A 19,089-nucleotide genomic window follows, 5' to 3' on the forward strand; every position below is an offset into this window, starting at 1 on the left:
CCGACTTCCTCATTGGCCTGCGCCGACCCGCCGCGGCTACATTGGCCAGGTGACCGCGATCGCCCTGGGCCTGCCCCGTATCGGGGGTGCCATCCCGGCCGTCCCCGACACCAGTCGCCGCGGCCAGTCCCCCCTGCTGATCGACCGGCACGGCCGGCGGGCCCGGGACCTGCGCGTCTCGTTGACCGACCGGTGCAACCTGCGCTGCACCTACTGCATGCCGGCCGAGGGCCTGAACTGGCAGCCGGCCGACGAGTTGCTCTCCGACGACGAACTGGTCCGGGTAATCGCCCTGGCGGTGGAACATCTGGGCATCGAGGAGATCCGGTTCACCGGCGGCGAACCGCTGCTGCGCCGGGGCCTGCCCCAGCTGATCGCCCGGGTGGCCGACCTGCGGCCACGCCCGGAGATCTCGTTGACCACCAACGGCATCGGCCTGCACCGCCGCGCACAGGAGTTCGTCTCGGCCGGCCTGGACCGGATCAACATCTCCCTCGACTCCCTGGACGCGGACACCTTCGAGCGGCTCACCCGGCGGCGCCGGCTGGACGACGTGCTGGCCGCGCTGTCCGCCGCGGCCGCCGCCGGCCTGCAGCCGGTCAAGATCAATTCCGTGCTGCTGCGCGGGGTCAACGAGCACGAGGCGCCGGACCTGCTGCAGTTCAGCCTCGACCACGGCTATCACTTGCGGTTCATCGAGCAAATGCCGCTGGACGCCGGCCACATCTGGTCCCGGGAGCGGATGGTGACCGCCGACGAGATCCTGGACCGGCTGTCGGCCCGGTTCACGCTGACCCCGGACGCCGGTGCCCGCGAGGGCGCCCCGGCCGAACTGTTCCAGGTCGACGGGGGCCCGGCCACCGTCGGCATCATCGCCTCGGTGACCCGGCCGTTCTGCGGCGACTGCGACCGGACCCGGCTCACCGCGGACGGCCAGATCCGCACCTGCCTGTTCTCCCGGGGCGAGACCGACCTGCGGGGCCTGCTGCGCGGCGGCGGGACCGACGAGCAGATCGCCGAGCTGTGGCGGGCCACCACCTGGGGCAAGCTGCCCGGCCACGGCATCGACGATCCGTCGTTCCTGCAGCCCGACCGGCCGATGAGTGCGATCGGTGGCTGACTCCGACACCCGCCGCCTGCAGGTCACCATCCGCTACTTCGCGGCCGCCCGGGCCGCGGCCGGGCTGACCGAGGAGACCCTGCCGGTCGCCGCGTCCGAACCGGACGATCCGGCCGGCCACCTGACCTCGGTCGGTGCGGTGGTCGCCCTGATCGCCGAACGGCACGGGTCCGCGCTGACCCGGGTGCTGCCCCGATGCTCCTACCTGCTCGACGAGGTCGCCGTGCACGGGCCGGCGACGCCGGTGCGCGACGGTCAGGTGCTGGACGTACTGCCGCCGTTCGCCGGGGGCTGACCGGGCCATGACCGGGCCGATGGGGCACTGATCGGGCGATGACGGGCCCGCCCACCCGCCGGGACTGGCGGGACCAGCTCGCCGAGCTGCCGGTGCCGCAGCGGCTGCAGTTGCTGCGCGCCCATTCCGGCTTGCCCGGGCCACGGGCCAACCTCACCCTGCTGGACGCCGCCGCCGACCTGGCCGATCCGGCCTTCGTCGCCGCCCTGCTGGCTGCCGACGACGAGTACCTGACCAGCTGCGGCGCCGCCGGGCTGGGCACGCTGGCCGCCGCGGGGGGCGCCGACCCGCAATGGCCCGCCCGGTTGCACCAGCTGGCCCGGGACGAGCGGTGGCGGGTCCGCGAAGGCGTGGCAATGGCCCTGCAGCGGCTCGGTGATGCCGACCGGGCCGATGGCGGACGCCGGCTGGCCGAGCTGACCGACGCGTGGTCGGCCGAGCCGGATCCGCTGGTCCAGCGGGCCGTGGTGGCCGGTCTCTGCGAGCCGCGCCTGCTGCGGGCACCGGCCGAGGCCGCGCGCGCGATCGAGCTGTGCCGGCGGGCCACCGACCTCCTGGTCCGGCAGGACCCGGCCACCCGCCGGCACCCGGACTGGCGCACCCTGCGTCAGGCCCTGGGTTACTGCTGGAGCGTGGCCGTCGCCGCCGATCCGGCGGCCGGGCGGCCGGCCTTCGCGCGGCTCGCCCAGTCGACCGACGACCCCGACGTGGCCTGGATCGTCCGGACCAACGCAAGCAAGCGACGACTGGCGAAACTGCTGGTCTGAGCACCGTGCGTGACGCTCCGTCGCGCGTGTCCGCTACCGATGCCCGGCACCCGGGGCTACCGTCGTCAGTGGGCTGTGCGCGCAATTCGTGCCCGGCCGATTCATCACCGACCAGGAGGTCCGACCGTGTCCCAACCACCTCCCGGAGGCTCGCAGCCTTCGGGTGACCCGCCAGACGCAGGGGCTCCGTCCGGCTCGTCCGGACCTGGCAGCGACGCCACCGGGCACGGCTCGACCGGCCCGATCCCCACCGCCCCACCGTCGATGGCCAAGAACCCGCCGTCCGGGGCCGATCCGTACGGGCCGCCGGCCGGCTCAACGCCGCCCCCGACCAGCTACCAGCAGGTGCCGCCCGGGTACCAGCAGGGACCGCCGCCCGGCTACCAGCAGGGGCCCCCGCCGGGCTACCAGCCGGGACCGCCCCCCGGGTACCAGCAGGGACCGCCCCCGGGTTACCAGCAGGGACCCCCGCCCGGCTACCAGCAGGGACCGCCGCCGGGCATGCCGCCGGGCCAGCCCGATTACCAGCAGGGACCGCCCCCGGGTTACCAGCAGGGACCCCCGCCGGGGTACCAGCAGGGACCGCCCCCCGGCTACCAACCGGGACCGCCCCCGGGCTACCAGCAGCAGCCCGCCTACGGGCAGCAGCAGCCGGGATACCCGCCGCCGGGCACCTACGGACCGCAGGGGGGCCAGCCCGGCTACGCCGGCGCCTACCCGCCCGCGGGGGGCCCGAAGCCGTCCTTCGACGTCTCCAAGCTGACCATCGCCGGCTGGGGCGTGCTGGGGTCGGCGCTGTTGACCCTGATCGCCAGCTTCTTCCCGTTCTGGTCGGTCACCGGAACCGGCACCATCATCGAGTTCACCGTCTCGTTGAACGGCTGGTCCCTGTGGTGGTGGCTGCCGGTGCTGCTGGCCACGGCCGTGGGCGTCGTCTACGCCCTGCAGCTGTTCGGTGTGCTCAAGCCGAACCAGGTCAAGGGCGACTGGCTGGTCTACGGCGCGGCCGCGTCGTTCGTGCTGATGCTGATCGTGCTGGTGCAGACGTTCCTGTACGGCGGCTCCGCACTCGGCTACACCGGGTACTCGCACGGCCCGAGCTTCGGGGTGTTCATCGCGGTGGTCACCACGGCCGCGCTGACCTACTTCATGGCGCTGGTCGCGCAGTCCGCCGGGGCCAAGCTCCCGTTCAAGGTGCCCGGCCCCGCCTGATCACCTGAGCCCAGATCGCCGGCACACAGATCGCCGGCACACACGAAAGCCGCGACCCCACCCGGGGTCGCGGCTTTCGTCGTCCGGAGGGCGGGCGGGTCGTGACTCAGACGGTGATCCGCCGGATCGTCAGGTACCCGCCGAGCGAGATGCCCACGGCCAGCAGCACCAGCAGCAGGCTGGCCCCCACGATGTTCAGGTCGGCCAGCAGCTGCCCCACCCGTGACCAGGCCTGGCGCCAGGTGACCAGGATCGCGGCGACCACCCCGGCCACGGTCAGGCCGGCGAAGAAGGCCACCGTGCCGATCAGACCGAACCGGCGGTAGATCAACCCGGACCACAGGCCGAACAGGAACACCGCGGTCAGCAGGGCGAAGTTGGTCAGCAGTACCTGGTACCAGGGGCCGTTCAGAATCCAGGGCACCCGGAAGAAGTGCCCGTTCATCCACCAGCCATCGGTGAGGCCCTCGAGCCACCAGAACACGGTCAGCGCGCCGGCGTACAGCGCACACAGCCCGACGACCAGCGCGACGGTGCCCAGGTAGTAGGTCCGCCGGCTGACCCCCAGGGTCAGCGCGAACGGCAGGAACTTGGTCGCCGCCTGGACGCCGATCACGGCCATGAACACGTAGATGGTCAGCAGGGCCCCGGTGTAGAAGCCCTCCTCGGGCGGATCCGGGATGACCGCCCAGATCGCCATGTTCAGGGCGAAGGTCAGGGCCAGGACACCCCAGACCAGCCAGGTGTAGGAGTACCGGTCGACCAGGTGCAGCCGGGCGACCCGGGCGATGGCGGACGTGGTCATGCGCTGATCCTTTCGGTGAGGTCGGCGCCGGCCGGGCCGCCGGCCGTGCGGACCACGAACTCCTGCAGCGAGACGGGCTCGATCTGCAGGTTCATCTCCCGGGCCCGGGCCTGGGCCAGGTCGTCGATCGGGCCACCCACGGTGGCCGAGGCCAGTGAGCCGATGCCCTGCCGGGTGAACACCTCGCGGTGGCGGGTGAACTCCTCGACCGCGCGTGCCGATCCGCTGACGGTCATCGCGCGGCCGCGCAGCTCCTCGCTAGGCGCGTCGACCACGATGCGACCCGCCTTGATCACCACGACGTGTTCGAGCAGGTTGGCGACCTCGTCGATGAGGTGGGTGGACAGCAGGATGGTGCGCGGGTGTTCGGCATAGTCGGCCAGCAGGCGGTCGTAGAAGATCTGCCGGGCCACCGCGTCCAGGCCCAGGTACGGCTCGTCGAACAGGGTGACCTCGGCACGCGAGGCCAGCCCGATGACGATGCCGACGGCCGAGTGCTGGCCGCGGGAGACCTTCTTGATCCGGCGCGCCATGGGTACATCGAAGTCCGCGATGAGCTGGTCGGCCAGCTCGTGGTCCCAGTTCGGGTAGAACCAGGAGGCGGCTTCGATCACCCGCTTGACCTTGATGTCGGGGTAGACCTGGCTCTCCTTGACGAACGACATCGTGCGCAGCACATCGTCGTGCTCGACGGGGTTGCGGCCGTGCACGCGGACGGTGCCGGTGGAGGCGAACTCCTGGCCGGTGATGATGCGCATGAGGGTGGACTTGCCGGCCCCGTTGCGGCCCAGCAGCCCGGTGATGCTGCCGTCGGCGAAGCTCACCGAGACATCGTCCAGGGCGTTGACGCCGCGATAGCGGCGGGAGACGTGATTGAGGACAACAGCGGCGGTCATGATGCCTGCCCTTCGGGGGTGGTCGGAAGCGGTGAGAGGTCCGGGGGGCCGGGCGTCTGGCGGATCAGGTCCACCAGCTCCTCGGCGGTGATGCCGAGCCGGCGGGCCTCGGTGACCAGCGGCTCGATGTACTGCTCGGCGAATTCCTTGCGGCGCAGCTGGATCAGCCGCTCCCGGGCCCCGGAAACGACGAACATCCCGATGCCGCGGCGTTTTTCCAGCACGCCGTCGTCGACCAGGACGTTGATGCCCTTGGCCGCGGTGGCCGGGTTGATCCGGTAGAAGGCGGCGAACTCGTTGGTCGAGGGCACGCGCGCGCCCTCGACCAGCGAGCCTTCGACGATGTCCGCCGCCAGCCGCTGGGCGATCTGCAGGAACAGTGGCGTTCCCTCGTCCAGCACGAGCACCTCCGAAGGCTCCATGGTTGACCACCTCAGTGGTTAGTTACTCCACTAATGTACCCATGGACATGGCTTCGCACAACCCGTTGTCCGGACCCCGGGATCAGTCGAGCGCGCTCAGGATCTCGACCACGGCCGATTCGACGGCCCGCGGCAGGGCCAGGGCATGCAGGTGACCGATTCGCGCCCCAGCCGGTCGATCCGCGGTGACCGCCGCCAGCGCCTGCACCTTGAGTTCGTGGTCGAGCCGGGCCCGATCGAGCCGGTCGAACAATTCCCGGCCCGGATCGGTGACCGGGGCCGCGCCCAGGTCCAGCACCACCGCCTCGCCCGGCGCCGCGGTCACCGGGTCCGAGCCGTCCCCGCCCGGCGAGCGGACGGTCCAGGTCCGGCTCGCCGGCAGCCCGTCCAGTTGCCCCTGGGCCGGGCCGATCGTCACCCGCCCGGTGGCGGCGTCGTAGCGGATCGGCGTGCGGGCCACCCGGCCGGCACCGTCGTCCTCGATCAGCTCGTACCGCCCGTCCGCCCCGGGGACCACCAGCAGCTCCAGCTCGGTCGGGTTGACCGGGTCGTTGTCCGGCACCGCCGCGGCGTCCAGCGGCACGATGGCGCCGGGCGCGGCGAACACCGGGATGTCGGCCAGGGCCCGGTGCACGACCAGCTCCCGGTCGCCCGAATAGCGCCGCCCGCAGGCGATGTCGACCCATTCCCCCGGTGGCAGCCACACGCGGACCGCCCCCAGCCGGCTGATCGGATCGGCCGGGGTAGTGATCGGCGCGACGATCAACTCGGTGCCGAACCGGAACTGATGGGATACCCGGTAGGCGGGCGCGCGGTCCGGCTGCTCCCAGTACATCGGCCGGACCAGCGGGGTGCCCTGCGCGGCCAGGTGATTCATCGTGTGCAGGTACGGGACCAGCCGGTGCCGCAGCCGCAAGGACTGCGTCATCACCGCCGCGGCGTCCGGTTCGAGCGTCCACGGTTCCTTGTGGATGAACGGGTTCGCTCCCGAATGCAACCGCAGGATCGGCGAGAAGACGCCGTACTGCACCCATCTGGCGGTCAGCTCGTCGTCCTTGGCGCCAAACATGTGGCCGCCGATGTCGTGACTCCACCAGCCGTAGCCGATGTTGGCCGCGGTGGCGGTGAACTCGGGCTGGAAGTTCAACGATGCCCAGCTGATCACCGTGTCCCCGGAGAAGCCGACCGGATACCGGTGGCTGCCGGGTCCGGCGTACCGGGAGAAGGTCAACCCGGGCCCGGCCCGGACGCTGTCCAGGAAGTGGAAGTGGTTGAGCATCCAGAGCGGGTCGATACCGATGACGCGCGAGTGCGGCCCGGACTGCCAGTCCAGCCACCAGAAGTCGACGCCCTGCCGCTCCAGATCGCGGTGCAGCACCTCGAGATAGGCGGCCAGGAACTCGCGGTCGGTGACGTCGAAGGCGATCGGCTCCCCCGCCTGCGCGTCGCGACCCAGCGCCGTGGCCATCGCCGGGTAGGCATCCTCGAAGGCGCGGACCCCGTCGGCCGGGTGCACGTTCAACGTGATACGCAACCCGTTGGCGTGCAACCATTCCAGCAGCTGTTCGGGCTCGGGGATGAGCTCCCGGTTCCAGGTGTACCCGGTCCAGCCGGAGCCGTGTGCCGCATCGACATCGACCAGATGCCAATCCATGTCGATGACGGCGACCGAGAACGGCAGGCCCTGCGCGCGGAACCGCTCGATCAGCTCGGAGTAAGCCTGCGCGGTGTACCGGTGATAGCGGCTCCACCAGTTGCCCAGCGCCCACCGCGGCAGCACCGGCGGAGCCCCGCTGACCGCATACAGCGCCCGGACCGCGGCGGCGTAATCGTGCCCGTAGGCGAACAGGTACAGGTCGGTGCGGCCCGGCGGTCGGGGCGCGACCCAGCCGTCCGGTTCCAGCAGCAGGCTGGTCGAGTCGTCCAGCAGGGCGAACCCGAACCGCGAGGCCACCCCGGGTTCGAGCGGGACCCGTCCGTCGGCGTTGTCCAGCGTCCGGGCGGTGCCCCCCAGGTCGGCGGCCGGCTCGCCGTACCGCCAGACCGAGTGGTAGGTGCTGATGTTGCCCCGCACCTGCACGGACAGGCCGCTGGTGGTGAACGGGCCACGGTCGTAGACCAGGTGCAGCCGCTCGGTCACGATCTCCAGCGCGGCGTCGGTCTCGCGAACGGTGAACGCCGGCACCGGCAGGTCCCGGTGCAGCGCGAACGCCGACGCCCGGTCCTCGAACACCCCATCCTCGGCGTACTCCAGGCGCAGCAAACCGTCGGTGAGAACAGTGATCCGGTACCGCGATCCGGCGACGACCGCGCGCGGGTCGGCCAGCGGGGAGACGGGCAGCGGATCGGGCAGGCGGTGGCCGGGCATCGGTTCATCCTGCCCTGCCCTGCCCGCCCGCGGCTGGCCCCCGGCGCGCACCCCCACCCGACCCCCACCTGCCGCCGACCCTGCGCCGACTTGCCTCAGACGCACCGCTGGCACCGGCGCAGCGGTGCGTTTGAGGCAAGTCGGCGCGGGGTGGGGCGGGGCGCGGGGGGTCAGGCGGGCGCGGCGGCGTCCTGCATGGCCTCGGCGGCGTCGACGACCTCGCCCACCTGGTGCTGGAACTGGGTCCGGTACAGCTCGGCGTACAGGCCGCCCTGGGCGACGAGCTCGTCGTGCGTGCCGGTCTGCACCACCCGGCCGGCGTCGACGACGACGATCCGGTCGGCGCTGCGGATGGTGGACAGCCGGTGCGCGATGACCAGCGACGTGCGCCCGCGCAGGGCGGCGGCCAACGCCCGCTGCACCGCCACCTCGGACTCGGAGTCCAGATGCGCGGTCGCCTCGTCCAGGATCACGATCGCCGGCGCCTTGAGCAGCACCCGGGCGATCGCCAGCCGTTGCTTCTCCCCGCCGGAGAGCCGGTGCCCACGGTCACCGACCACGGTGCCAAGCCCCTCAGGCAGCCGCTCGACCAGGTCCCAGATCTGCGCCGCCTGCAGGGCCGCGACCAGTTCGTCGTCGGTCGCCTCCGGTCGCGCGTAGAGCAGGTTGGCCCGGATCGTGTCGTGGAACAGGTGGGCGTCCTGGGCGACGACGCCGATCGCGCCGCGCAACGACGGCAGGGTCACCTCGCGCACGTCGAGGCCGCCGACCAGCACCGCGCCGGTGTCCACGTCGTAGATCCGCGGCACCAGCTGCGAGATGGTGGTCTTGCCCGCGCCCGACGGGCCGACCAGGGCGACCAGTTCCCCGGCCCGGGCGGTGAAGCTGACCCCGTGCAGCACGGGGTGCCGCGGGCTGTGGTCGTTGACGGCCACGTCCTCCAGCGAGGCCAGCGAGACCTCGTCGGCGCCCGGGTAGGCGAAGTGCACGTCCCGGAACTCGATCGACTGGTCGCCCGCCGGCAGCTCGACCGCGTCCGGCTTCTGCGTGATCAGCGGCTTGAGGTCGAGCACCTCGAAGACCCGCTCGAAGGACACCAGCGCGCTCATCACGTCGACCCGCACGTTGGACAGCGCCATCAACGGCCCGTAGAGCCGGCTCAGCAGCAGGGCCAGCGAGACCACCGCGCCCGGCTCCATCGCCCCGTTCAGGGCCAGGGTGCCGCCCAGCCCGTAGGTCAGAGCCTGGGCCAGGGCGGCGACCAGGGTGAGCGCGACGATGAACACCCGCCCGTACATCGCGGTGGTGATGCCGATGTCGCGGACCCGGCCGGAGCGCTCCCGGAACGACTCGGCCTCGACCTCGGGCCGCCCGAACAGCGCGACCAGCAGGGCACCGGAGACGTTGAACCGTTCGGTGGTGGTCGTGTTCATGGAGGCGTTGAGGTTGTAGCCCTCCCGGGTCAGCTGCTGCAGCTTGCGGCCGAACCGGCGGGCCGGCAGCACGAACACCGGCAGCAGGATCAACGAGAGCAGGGTGACCTGCCAGGACAGGGTGAACATCACGGCCGCGGTCAGGATCAGCCCGATCACGTTGGCGACCACCCCGGACAGGGTCGAGGTGAACGCCTGCTGGGCGCCGATGACGTCGTTGTTGAGCCGGCTGACCAGGGCGCCGGTCTGGGTACGGGTGAAGAAGGCCAACGACATCTGCTGGACGTGCTCGAACACCTGGGTGCGCATGTTGAAGATCAGGCCCTCGCCGATCCGCGCGGAGTACCAGCGGGTACCCAGCGAGAGCAGGGCGTCGACCACGGCCAGGGCGCCGATGGTCAGCGCGATCATGACCACCGCGCGCACCGTGCCGTTGCCGCTGATCTGGTTGACCACGTCACCGGCCAGCAGCGGGGTGACCACCCCGATGACCGAGGAGACGACGGTCAGCAGCAGGAAGACCACCAGCTCGCGGCGGAACGGCCGAGCGAAGGAGACCACGCGGCGCAACGTGCCCTTGGCCAGCTTGTGCTGCACCACCGAACTGTCCTGGTGCATGGTGCGCCAGGCACTGGCGCCGCCCATCCGGCCGCCGGGTCTGGTCATGGGCACACTCCTGGGCATCGCACGGTCATCGACAGATCGGGCATCAACACATCACGCTTCAAACCGATACAACCCCGCCGCGGTACCGTCGCCTTCCCTGCGCCTTTGCGCCGACGGCGAACGGAGTGCTCGATGGGTTCGGACCAGCAGGTTGCGGTCGCCGACGGCCGCGTCCTGGGTTACCGCTGGTACGGCGCGGCCACCGGGCCCGTCGTGCTCAACTGCCACGGCGGCTTGGTCAACGGCCTGGACGTCGCTCCGTTCGACGCCGCGGCCGGCAAACTGGGCGTGCGGCTGCTGTCCCCGGACCGGCCGGGTCTGGGCAGCTCGACCGCGGCGCCCGGGCGCACCACCGGCGACTGGGCCACCGACGTCCGTGCCCTGCTGGACGCCCTGCAGATCCAGCGGGTGGCCGTGCTCGGCTGGTCGATGGGCGGTCAGTACGCGCTGGCCTGCGCGGCCCGGCTGCCCGACCGGGTCACCCGCACCGCCGTCGTCGCCGGTTGCCGACCGTTGGACGACGCCGGCGCGTTCGGCGAGCTCAATTCCATGGATCACCGGCTCACCCTGCTGGCCCGGCACCATCCGCAGGTCGCCGGCACCACCTTCCGGGTGCTCGGCGGGGTCGCCCGGCACACCCCCGACGTGTGGGCCCACCTGACCCTGCGGGCCGCGGTGCCCAGCGAGGCGTCCACCCTGGAGGCATTGCCCGACCCGGGCATCGCCTCCGCCGCCGCGGCGGCACTGGAGGGCGGAACGGGGATGGTCGAGGAGTACCGGGCCTGGGTCCGGCCGTGGGGTTTCGAGTTGGCCGAGATCACCGGTCCGGTGACCTTCTGGCACGGGGACGCCGACCAGCTGGTGCCGCCGGCCTGGAGCCGGGCGATGGCCGCCGCGGTGCCGCAGGGCCGCCTGGAACTGATCGCCGGGGCCGGACATTTCCTGGGCTACACCCACACCGCCAACATCCTGCGCGGTCTCACCGGGTGATCGGGGCGGCGGATCCACCCGCCACCGCAGCACCGCCCAGCCGCCGGCGCTGGTACTCCAGCAGGGCCACCATCGACGCCGGGCTCTCGTCCGCGCGCGGCCGGAAGAACATGGCAGCAATCCGTCGCCCGGACACCAAGTGCACGTCGACCATGCTCGTCCCACGTGCCGCGAAATGGTCGATCTGCGACCAGGCCAGCCGGTGCCGCCGGCCGAGCCCGGTTCGCAGGTCGACCCCGGACGGGCGGACCACGATCCGGTTGATCTGGGCCAGGACGGTGTTGGCGATCAGGCCCAGCAGAATGAGCCCGAAGAACGTCGCCACCCAGCCGGACAGGCGGGTATTGGACAGGTTCACCACCCTCAACGGCAGAAGAGCAGCATCAGCAGCAGCTCCCGGCTCCCCCTCGGATTGCGCAGGACGATCAGGTCGCGCTCTTCCCCCATGCCCGGCGCTGTACCCGGACACCGAGCCCGACAATCGGCCGGATCAGCCCTGGGGGATGTCGAACGCCGCCCGCTCGGCGGCCGGCACCAGGTCCTGGTACTCGGCGTGCCGCTGGATGAATCGCTTGACGAACGGGCAGTACGGCAGCACGGCGGCGCCCCGGGTGCGCATCTCGTCCAGGGCGTCCTTGATCAGCCAGGACGCCAGCCCGCGACCGCCGAACTCGTCACCGATCTCGGTGTGCACGAACGAGTAGCGATCCTCGCGCACGCGGTACTCGGTGAAGCCGGCCAGCACGCCGCCGGCATGGATCTCGAACCGGTGCTGCTCGGGGTTGTCGGTGACGGTGATCGCCGCGTCGTCGGTGGAGGTCATCGGGGTCCCTTCTGTTTGCTGGTCACGTCAGGCCGAGCCGACCCATTCGTCGCTGCCGTCGCTGAACACCTGACGCTTCCACACCGGCAACCGGCGCTTCACCTCGTCCACCAGGTCCATGCAGGCCTCGAACGCCTCCCGCCGGTGCGCCCCGGAGGCGGCCGCGGCGAGCGCGATGTCGCCGACCCGCAGCAGGCCGACCCGGTGCGACACGGCGACCGCGATCACCCCCGGCCGGGCGGCGATCTCGGCGGCCACCTCGGCGACGATCGCGGCCGCCGTCGGGTGTTCGTGGTAGTCCAGCTCGGTGACCCCACGCCCGTCGTCGTGGTCACGAACGACGCCGGCGAAGCTGACGGTGGCACCGGCCGCGGGGTCCTGGACGGCGGCGTAGTGCTCGGCCGGGTCCAGCACCTCGCTGGTCACCCGGGTCAGCCCGACCCGGCCGGCCACGGCCCGGCTCACTGGTGCACCATCCTTAGGTCATCAATCCTCGAGGGGTTGGTGATGCGCCCGAGGTGCCGCCCGGTCATCGCCCAGCTCGCTGGACACGGTTGATGTCCACGATGAGATCTGCGAGATCTGGCGGTTCCCCGGGACGTGCCGACCGTCGACAGGGCTGAGCGCCAAAGCTGCGTGCCGCGAGCGCCGATCAGTGAGCGAACCGGCAGACACGTCCCGGCACCATCGGCACCGTACGAGGGCGCCTCCCCACTGGGACTAGCAGCGAGGAGGCTGACGTGAAGTCTGCCAGCAACACCCTGCCCGACCAAGCACCCCAAGACCTGACCGCAGGCCTGGACTGGGCCCGCGACGACCACGCCGTGTCGATCGTCAACGACCGCGGCCGCGAGATTGCCCGGCACACCATCGAGCACACCGCCGCCGGACTGATCGAACTCGTGGCCGTGCTCACCCGCGCCGGCTGCCAGGAGGTCGCGATCGAACGCCCCGACGGGCCCGTGGTCGACGCCCTTCTCGGCGCCGGTGTGACCGTGGTCGTGATCAGCCCGAACCAGGTCAAGAACCTGCGTGGCCGGTACGGCTCGGCCGGCAACAAGGACGACCGGTTCGACGCCTACGTGCTCGCCGACACCCTGCGCACCGACCGGTCCCGGCTGCGGCCACTGGTGCCCGACGCACCGGAAACCGTCGCGCTGCGCCGAATCGTCCGCGCTCGCCGCGATCTGGTCGCCCACCGCGTGGCCCTGGCCAACCAACTGCGCGCCCACCTTCGCCTGGTCTTCCCCGGTGCGGTCGGCCTGTTCCGGCAGATCGACTCGCTGATCACTCTGGCGTTCCTGACCCGTTTCCCGACCCAGGACAAAGCCGACTGGCTCACCCCGACCAGACTCGGCCGGTGGCTGTCCTCGGTCGGCTACTCCGGACGCACCGACCCGGCCGCGTTGCACGCCCATCTGACCGCCGCACCCCGCGGCGCCGCCGGCGACCAGACGGCGTACACCGCGATCACCGCATCCTCCGTTGCCCTGCTCACCGCGATGGTTACCCAGATCAAGGCTCTGGAAGCCCAGATCAGCGCCCAGCTCGACGCGCACGCCGACCAACACATCTTCACCAGCCTGCCCCGCTCGGGCCGCGTCCGGGCCGCCCGGCTGCTCGCCGAGATCGGCGACTGCCGAGCCAAGTTCCCCACCCCGGAAGCGTTGATCTGCCTGGCCGGTGTCGCCCCGTCCACCCGCCAGTCCGGAAAGATCCGCGTCGTGGCGTTCCGATGGGCCTGCGACAAACAACTCCGCGACGCCGTCTGCGACTTCGCCGGCGACTCGATCAAGGCCAATCCCTGGGCAGCCGATCTCTACCGAAGAGCCAGAGCACGAGGTCACGACCACCCCCACGCCGTCCGGGTCCTGGCCCGTGCCTGGCTGACCGTCATCTGGCACTGCTGGCAGGACGGCGTGCGCTACGACCCGGCAGAACACCGGGCCCTGCAACGCCTCCTCAACCAAGATCAAAAAAGGGCGGCTTGACACAGGGCTTCTCATCGGTGGTCCCCGCCGCGGATCTGATCCAGCGCGTGGTCCAGCACCCGGTCCAGCACGACCAGTCCGTCGCGGACCCCGCCGGTCGACCCGGGCAGGTTCACCACCAGGGTGTGGCCGGCCACCCCGGCCAGCCCGCGGGACAGGATCGCCGAGGGCACCTGCTCGCTGCCCTGGGCGCGGATCGCGGCGGCCAGGCCGGGGATCTGCAGGTCCAGCACGGCCGCGGTCTCCTCCGGGGTCGTGTCGGTCGGCGTGATCCCGGTGCCCCCGGAGGTGATCACCAGATCGGCCCCGATCGCGTCCCGCAGCGCCGCCCCCACCTCGGCACCGTCGGCCCGCACCCACGGCCCGGTGACGTCGAAACCTCTTTCGCTCAGCCATGTGTGGATGACCGGGCCGGTCCGGTCCGGGTAGATCCCGGCGGCCGCCCGGGTCGAGGCGATGATCACCACCGCGGTCCGGCTCATCGGTCGCCCGGCCGGGTCCAGGAGCCGGTCTTGCCGCCCTCCTTGCGCTCGACGCGGACCGCGTCGAGCACGGCGGCCGGGTCGACCGCCTTGACCATGTCGTGCAGGGTCAGGCCGGCCACCGCGACGGCGGTCAGCGCCTCCATCTCGACCCCGGTGCGATCGGTGGTCCGGACCCGGGCGGCGATGCGTACCTCGGCCGGCCCGACGTCCAGCTCGACGGTGACCCCAGAGATCGCGATCGGGTGGCACAGCGGGACCAGGTCGGGGGTGCGCTTGGCCGCCATGATGCCGGCGATCCGGGCCGTGGCCAGCGCGTCACCCTTGGGCAGGGCACTCTGCCGCAGCAGGTCGGCCACCTCAGGGGTGGTCCGCAGGACGCCGGTGGCCAGCGCCTCCCGGGCCGAGACGTCTTTGGCCGAGACGTCCACCATGCGGGCGGCGCCGGTGGCATCGACGTGGGTGAGCGTGGGCGGTTCCGGGGCAGGCACGAGGGCGATGGTAACGGGGCCGATCAGGCGGCCGGTCCCATGCGGGCCCGTTGGCAGCAGCCGCGACGGACCAGGGTGACCGGCAGCACGACCTGCCGGGGCAGCCGCTTGTCGGGCTCGTCGATGCGCCGGAACAACCGCTGCGCGGCCTGGTTGCCCAGCTCGGTGGGGTCCTGCTCCACGACCGACACCGGCGGGGTGAGGGCGTCGGCCATCGGGAAGTCGCCGAATCCGAGCACCACGATCTCGCTGCGGCCGGCCGCGTGCAGCTGGCGGACGATCGGCATCGAGCAACTGGGATTGGCCGAGAAGATCGCGGTCGGCGGATCCGGCAGGGCCAGCAGCCGCGGCACCACGGGCACCCGGTGGGCTCCCCAGGACACCAGGAACGGGTCCATGCCCACCCCACCGTCGAACAGGGTCAGCTCGTAGGTGGTGCGACGGCGGGCAGTGGTGGGCACCGTGATCGAGTCGCCGGCGAAGGCGATCCGGCGGTGCCCGTGGTCGAGTAGGTGGGTGATGGCCAGCCGGGTGCCGCCGTTGTCGTCGTGCACCACGTAGGCGGCCGAAAGCTTGCGGGGGCGGCGGTCCAGGAACACCATGCTGGTGCGTTCCCGCCACGGCTTGAGATAGGACTGGTCATCGGCGACGGGGGCAAGCAGCAGCCCGACCACGTTGCGGGCCAGCAGGGCCTCGACCGCCGCCTGCTCGCCGTCCGGGTCCTCGCCCAGGCAGGTCAGGTACATCGCCACGCCGCGGTCCCGGGCGATCCGTTCGACCGCCTCCACCACGTAGCCGAAGAAGCCGGTGACCGCGGGCACCGCGACCCCGATCGCCGCGTCCTGGCCGGAGCGGAAGCTGCGGGCCATCACGTTGGGCACGTACTGCAGCTCGTCGACGGCCTGCAGGACGCGGGCCCGGACGTCGTCGGAGACGTAGCGGTCGTTGTTCATCACCCGGGAAACGGTCTTGGCGCTGACCCCCGCCACCCTGGCCACGTCGCGCATCGTGCTCACCGGCCGAACCTCCCGCGGCGACCCAGCCCGCTGATGCGGCGCTCCCGAACCCAGTGCCGATTGCCGGCCATCCGCCGGCGCTCGTCCGGCGTCAGTATGTCACCGATGACAGGAGCCGGTCTGTCACCGGTGACAGAAATTTGAAAAAGTTCTCTGTCACCGGTGACATAACCGCTCCGGATGCCTTACAGTTCCAACCGTTGAGACCTGCGTCACCGTCGGGGCCCGTCGCCGAATGGGTTCGGTCGCGCCGTCCTGACCATCGAAAGCCCTTCCGGGACAACCTGAATGGGCAGCAGAAGCTCGTTCGCGGACCACCTTTGACGATCCGCGCCTGCCCGAGGAAGGGGACCAGTTGTGAGTACCGAAGCGGCGCCCGCCAGCAAGACGTCGAGTACCCGAGTAGCGGTCCAGAAGTTCGGCACGTTCCTGTCCGGGATGATCATGCCCAATATCGCGGCGTTCATCGCGTGGGGTTTGATCACTGCTCTGTTCATCGAGAAGGGGCCGTTCCCGATCGCGGTGATCGGCGGGTTCGGTGTCGATGCGGACGGGGTGGCCAATCCGGGGTTGGTCGGGCCGATGGTTCGGTACATGTTGCCGATCCTGATCGCCGCGCAGGGCGGCCGGATGATCTACGGGGTGCGTGGCGCGGTGGTCGCGGTCGTCGCGACGATGGGCGTGATCATGTGCACGCCGCAGCCGATGTTCCTCGGCGCGATGGTGATGGGCCCGTTGGCGGCCTGGCTGATGAAGAAGTTGGACTCGGTCTGGGACGGCAAGATCAAGCCCGGTTTCGAGATGCTGGTCAACAACTTCTCCGCGGGTTTCCTGTCCGCCGGGTTGGCCATCGCCAGCTTCTACGTGTTCGGGCCGATCATCGAGGGTCTGTCCTCGGCGTTGGGCACCGGGGTGGACTGGCTGATCTCGCACAGCTTGTTGCCATTGGCCAGTTTGATCATCGAACCGGCCAAGGTGTTGTTCTTGAACAACGCGATCAACCATGGGGTGCTGACCCCGCTGGGCATCAACCAGTCGGCCGAGACCGGGCAGTCGATCCTGTTCCTGCTGGAGGCCAACCCCGGTCCGGGTGTCGGTCTGTTGATCGCGTACTCGATCTTCGGGACCGGCCTGGCCAAGAGCACTGCCCCGGCCGCGGCGATCATCCAGTTCTTCGGTGGGATCCACGAGATCTACTTCCCGTACGTGCTGATGAAGCCGCTGACCCTGATCGCGACGATCGCCGGCGGCATGGTCGGCATCTTGACCCTGACCATCTTCAACGCCGGATTGCGGGCGCCGGCCGCGCCCGGGTCGATCATCGCGGTGTTGATCCAGACACCGGGCAGCAGCCTGGTCGGGGTGTTGTTGTCGGTGACGTTGGCCGCGGTGACCAGTTTCGTGATCGCCTCGATCATCCTCAAGGCCAGTAAGAAGACCGAGGAGAGTGGTGATCTCGCGCAGGCCACGGCCAAGATGGAAGGGATGAAGGGCAAGAAGAGCGCTGTTTCCGGGGTGCTCACCGACATCGAGGCGCAGAAGGAGGAGGCCGACGAGGCCCGCGAGGCCGCGACCCGGTCGGCGCCGATCCACAAGATCGTGTTCGCCTGCGACGCCGGGATGGGTTCGTCCGCGATGGGTGCCTCGGTGCTGCGGAACAAGATCAAGAAGGCCGGGTTCGCCGACATCACCGTGGTCAACGTGGCCATCGCGAACCTGGTCGATGATGTCGATCTGATCGTGACCCATCAGGACCTGACCACCCGGGCTCGGGACAAGGCCCCCCACGCCCAGCACGTCTCGGTGGCCAACTTCATGAACAGCCCCAAGTACGACGAGATCGTCGAGGAACTGCGGACCACCAACGCCGCCGCCTCGAGCTGACCACGCCGCATCCCTGCGCCCGAATCAAGGAGACAACCACGTGAGCGACATCCTGACCGCGTCCCAGATCAAGACCCCCGGCACCGCCACGAACAAGGACGAGGCGATCCGGGAAGCCGGTCAGATCCTGGTCGATTCCGGCGCGGTCGGCCCCGAGTACATCGACGCGATGTTCGAGCGGGAGAAGTCGGTGTCCACCTACATGGGCAACTTCCTGGCCATCCCGCACGGCACCAACGAGGCCAAGGACTCGATCAAGGCCTCCGCCCTGTCGGTGGTGCGCTACGAGAACCCCATCGACTGGGACGGCAACGAGGTCCGCTTCGCCATCGGCATCGCCGGCTACGAGGGCGGCCACCTGGAGATCCTGGGCAAGGTCGCGATCATCTTCTCGGACATGGACGAGGTCGACAAACTCGTCGCCGCCGGATCCAGCCAGGAGATCTTCGACCTGCTCAACGCGGTCAACGAGGACTGACGTCCGACAGCGTGACGCGGGGTTCCGGGGCCGCGTCACGCAGGGTCTGCGCAGGTCGCACCGTCATCCCGACGGCGCGGCCTGCGCAGTTCCGTCTGTCCGGCCGCTGCCGCGGACGATCAGCGGTGGTCCACGTCGCGGCCGCTGGCCAGGTCGCCGCATTCGACCGGCCCCGGTGGACGGTCCTGGAAGTAGCGGCGGGCCCCCTCATCGGCACTCGCGGTGGCCAGGACCCCGGCCCAGTGGTCCCGGCCGATGAGCACCGGGTGTCCCGGCCGGCCGTGGTACACCGCGCGAAGCAGAACTGACCGCGCCGCCGGGCCGGTGCCGGCGCGATCCCGGATCCGGCCGATGACCGGTGCGCCCACGTCGGGCAGGTCGACCAGCATCACCAGCACCGCGTCGCATTCGTCGCGAGGGTCGAGGTCGCCATCGGCCAGGGCCTGCAGGCCGGCCCGCAGGCTGCTGCCCATGCCCTGCGCGAAGTGCTCGTTGCGCACCGCGATCACGCCGGGGGGCAGGCGGGCGATCACCTCGTCGGCGCGGGCGCCGACCACCACCAGCAGCGGGTCGCAGCCGGCCAGCGCGTCGACGGTGCGGGCCACCCAGGGGCCCTCGCCCGTGTCCACCAGGGCCTTCGGCATCCCGTAGCGGGTGCCGGAGCCGGCCGCCAGCAGCAGGCCGGCGACCCGGGCCGGTGGCTCGTCCGGACGGGTCAGCGGTTGATGACCGTGGTCGGGTGCACGTACGGCGTGTGCCGCAGCGGGAACTCCACGTCGCCGAACGGGGACAACGCGCCCTGCACGTCGGTGTTCAGCTCGGTGACCGGATGCTGGCCGTCGGGCAGCACCGGCCAGGTCGGATCGACGCCCTTACCTCGCTTGGCGGCCACGGGGTCCTCCTAGTTGAGCCGTACGGGTCCGGCTTCGCTCGTCGGCGCAGGTCCGGCG

The 19,089-nt window shown here is 70.9% G+C and carries 21 protein-coding genes; 8 read left to right on the plus strand and 13 right to left on the minus strand.

What is annotated here, in order from left to right; all coding sequences use genetic code 11:
• Positions 1–49 precede the first annotated feature (49 nt).
• The 4 genes from moaA (at position 50) to NAMU_RS30690 (ending at position 3,394) form a co-directional block, all read left to right on the plus strand.
• Positions 50–1,120 carry a GTP 3',8-cyclase MoaA gene (gene moaA, locus NAMU_RS23540; RefSeq protein WP_015749840.1) on the plus strand — a complete coding sequence of 357 codons (1,071 nt, stop codon included), beginning with the start codon at positions 50–52 and terminating at the stop codon, positions 1,118–1,120.
• Entirely contained in the window at positions 1,113–1,415 is a 303-nt protein-coding gene (locus NAMU_RS23545; protein ID WP_015749841.1) for a MoaD/ThiS family protein, read from the plus strand. Before moaA ends, NAMU_RS23545 begins: the two co-directional genes overlap by 8 nt.
• A 38-nt stretch (positions 1,416–1,453) precedes the next feature.
• The gene (locus NAMU_RS23550; RefSeq protein ID WP_015749842.1) at positions 1,454–2,182 is read left to right on the plus strand and encodes a hypothetical protein; all 729 of its coding nucleotides are present in this window, start codon (positions 1,454–1,456) and stop codon (positions 2,180–2,182) included.
• 264 nt (positions 2,183–2,446) lie between these two features.
• Complete coding sequence (locus tag NAMU_RS30690; RefSeq protein WP_015749843.1) at positions 2,447–3,394, plus strand: hypothetical protein; 948 nt, start codon at positions 2,447–2,449, stop codon at positions 3,392–3,394.
• Positions 3,395–3,500: 106 nt separating this feature from the next.
• Here NAMU_RS30690 and NAMU_RS23560 read toward each other — a convergent pair whose 3' ends face one another.
• The 5 genes from NAMU_RS23560 to NAMU_RS23580 form a co-directional block, all read right to left on the minus strand.
• Positions 3,501–4,199, minus strand: coding sequence for a hypothetical protein (locus tag NAMU_RS23560; protein ID WP_015749844.1), 699 nt, complete (start codon positions 4,197–4,199; stop codon positions 3,501–3,503).
• Positions 4,196–5,095, minus strand: coding sequence for an ABC transporter ATP-binding protein (locus NAMU_RS23565; RefSeq protein ID WP_015749845.1), 900 nt, complete (start codon positions 5,093–5,095; stop codon positions 4,196–4,198). The genes NAMU_RS23560 and NAMU_RS23565 overlap by 4 nt, the downstream gene beginning before the upstream one ends.
• The gene (locus tag NAMU_RS23570; RefSeq protein WP_015749846.1) at positions 5,092–5,517 is read right to left on the minus strand and encodes a GntR family transcriptional regulator; all 426 of its coding nucleotides are present in this window, start codon (positions 5,515–5,517) and stop codon (positions 5,092–5,094) included. Before NAMU_RS23570 ends, NAMU_RS23565 begins: the two co-directional genes overlap by 4 nt.
• Positions 5,518–5,599: 82 nt before the next feature.
• A complete protein-coding gene (locus tag NAMU_RS23575) occupies positions 5,600–7,885 on the minus strand; it encodes a glycoside hydrolase family 31 protein (protein WP_015749847.1) in 2,286 nt (761 codons plus the stop codon).
• Between the two features lie 170 nt (positions 7,886–8,055).
• Positions 8,056–10,002 (minus strand): ABC transporter ATP-binding protein, encoded by a 1,947-nt coding sequence (locus NAMU_RS23580; RefSeq protein ID WP_174299013.1) that lies wholly within the window; start codon positions 10,000–10,002, stop codon positions 8,056–8,058.
• A 114-nt stretch (positions 10,003–10,116) separates the two neighbouring features.
• Between NAMU_RS23580 and NAMU_RS23585 the strand changes: the two genes are divergently transcribed.
• A complete protein-coding gene (locus NAMU_RS23585) occupies positions 10,117–10,974 on the plus strand; it encodes an alpha/beta fold hydrolase (RefSeq protein ID WP_015749849.1) in 858 nt (285 codons plus the stop codon).
• Here the strand turns inward: NAMU_RS23585 and NAMU_RS23590 are convergent.
• The 3 genes from NAMU_RS23590 to NAMU_RS23600 all read right to left on the minus strand — a co-directional run bounded on the left by NAMU_RS23590 (position 10,964) and on the right by NAMU_RS23600 (position 12,262).
• A complete protein-coding gene (locus NAMU_RS23590) occupies positions 10,964–11,341 on the minus strand; it encodes a PH domain-containing protein (protein WP_169312548.1) in 378 nt (125 codons plus the stop codon). The two genes, NAMU_RS23585 and NAMU_RS23590, sit on opposite strands and share 11 nt — an antisense overlap.
• A 123-nt stretch (positions 11,342–11,464) precedes the next feature.
• Positions 11,465–11,797: a GNAT family N-acetyltransferase gene (locus NAMU_RS23595; RefSeq protein ID WP_015749851.1), complete on the minus strand. Its 333-nt coding sequence runs from the start codon at positions 11,795–11,797 to the stop codon at positions 11,465–11,467.
• 27 nt (positions 11,798–11,824) lie between these two features.
• Positions 11,825–12,262: a molybdenum cofactor biosynthesis protein MoaE gene (locus tag NAMU_RS23600; RefSeq protein WP_015749852.1), complete on the minus strand. Its 438-nt coding sequence runs from the start codon at positions 12,260–12,262 to the stop codon at positions 11,825–11,827.
• Between the two features lie 275 nt (positions 12,263–12,537).
• On the opposite strand from NAMU_RS23600, the gene NAMU_RS23605 reads away from it, so the two are divergent.
• The gene (locus tag NAMU_RS23605; RefSeq protein ID WP_015746517.1) at positions 12,538–13,788 is read left to right on the plus strand and encodes an IS110 family RNA-guided transposase; all 1,251 of its coding nucleotides are present in this window, start codon (positions 12,538–12,540) and stop codon (positions 13,786–13,788) included.
• 11 nt (positions 13,789–13,799) lie between these two features.
• Here the strand turns inward: NAMU_RS23605 and NAMU_RS23610 are convergent, their stop codons facing one another.
• The 3 genes from NAMU_RS23610 to NAMU_RS23620 form a co-directional block, all read right to left on the minus strand.
• Entirely contained in the window at positions 13,800–14,270 is a 471-nt protein-coding gene (locus tag NAMU_RS23610; protein ID WP_015749853.1) for a MogA/MoaB family molybdenum cofactor biosynthesis protein, read from the minus strand.
• A complete protein-coding gene (moaC, locus tag NAMU_RS23615; RefSeq protein ID WP_052308241.1) occupies positions 14,267–14,704 on the minus strand; it encodes a cyclic pyranopterin monophosphate synthase MoaC in 438 nt (145 codons plus the stop codon). Before moaC ends, NAMU_RS23610 begins: the two co-directional genes overlap by 4 nt.
• A gap of 80 nt (positions 14,705–14,784) precedes the next feature.
• A complete protein-coding gene (locus tag NAMU_RS23620; protein ID WP_245544947.1) occupies positions 14,785–15,768 on the minus strand; it encodes a LacI family DNA-binding transcriptional regulator in 984 nt (327 codons plus the stop codon).
• A gap of 366 nt (positions 15,769–16,134) precedes the next feature.
• Here NAMU_RS23620 and NAMU_RS23625 point away from each other — a divergent pair, with 366 nt between their 5' ends.
• Positions 16,135–17,661 carry a PTS mannitol transporter subunit IICB gene (locus tag NAMU_RS23625; RefSeq protein WP_015749856.1) on the plus strand — a complete coding sequence of 509 codons (1,527 nt, stop codon included), beginning with the start codon at positions 16,135–16,137 and terminating at the stop codon, positions 17,659–17,661.
• A gap of 40 nt (positions 17,662–17,701) precedes the next feature.
• Complete coding sequence (locus tag NAMU_RS23630) at positions 17,702–18,139, plus strand: PTS sugar transporter subunit IIA (RefSeq protein ID WP_015749857.1); 438 nt, start codon at positions 17,702–17,704, stop codon at positions 18,137–18,139.
• Between the two features lie 119 nt (positions 18,140–18,258).
• On the opposite strand, the gene NAMU_RS23635 is transcribed toward NAMU_RS23630, so the two are convergent.
• Positions 18,259–18,858 carry a nucleotidyltransferase family protein gene (locus NAMU_RS23635; protein WP_041369368.1) on the minus strand — a complete coding sequence of 200 codons (600 nt, stop codon included), beginning with the start codon at positions 18,856–18,858 and terminating at the stop codon, positions 18,259–18,261.
• Positions 18,855–19,031, minus strand: a complete 177-nt coding sequence (locus tag NAMU_RS30155; protein ID WP_015749859.1) for a hypothetical protein — start codon at positions 19,029–19,031, stop codon at positions 18,855–18,857. The genes NAMU_RS23635 and NAMU_RS30155 overlap by 4 nt, the downstream gene beginning before the upstream one ends.
• Positions 19,032–19,089: the final 58 nt, after the last annotated feature.

The organism is Nakamurella multipartita DSM 44233 (assembly GCF_000024365.1).
Lineage (GTDB): Bacteria > Actinomycetota > Actinomycetes > Mycobacteriales > Nakamurellaceae > Nakamurella > Nakamurella multipartita.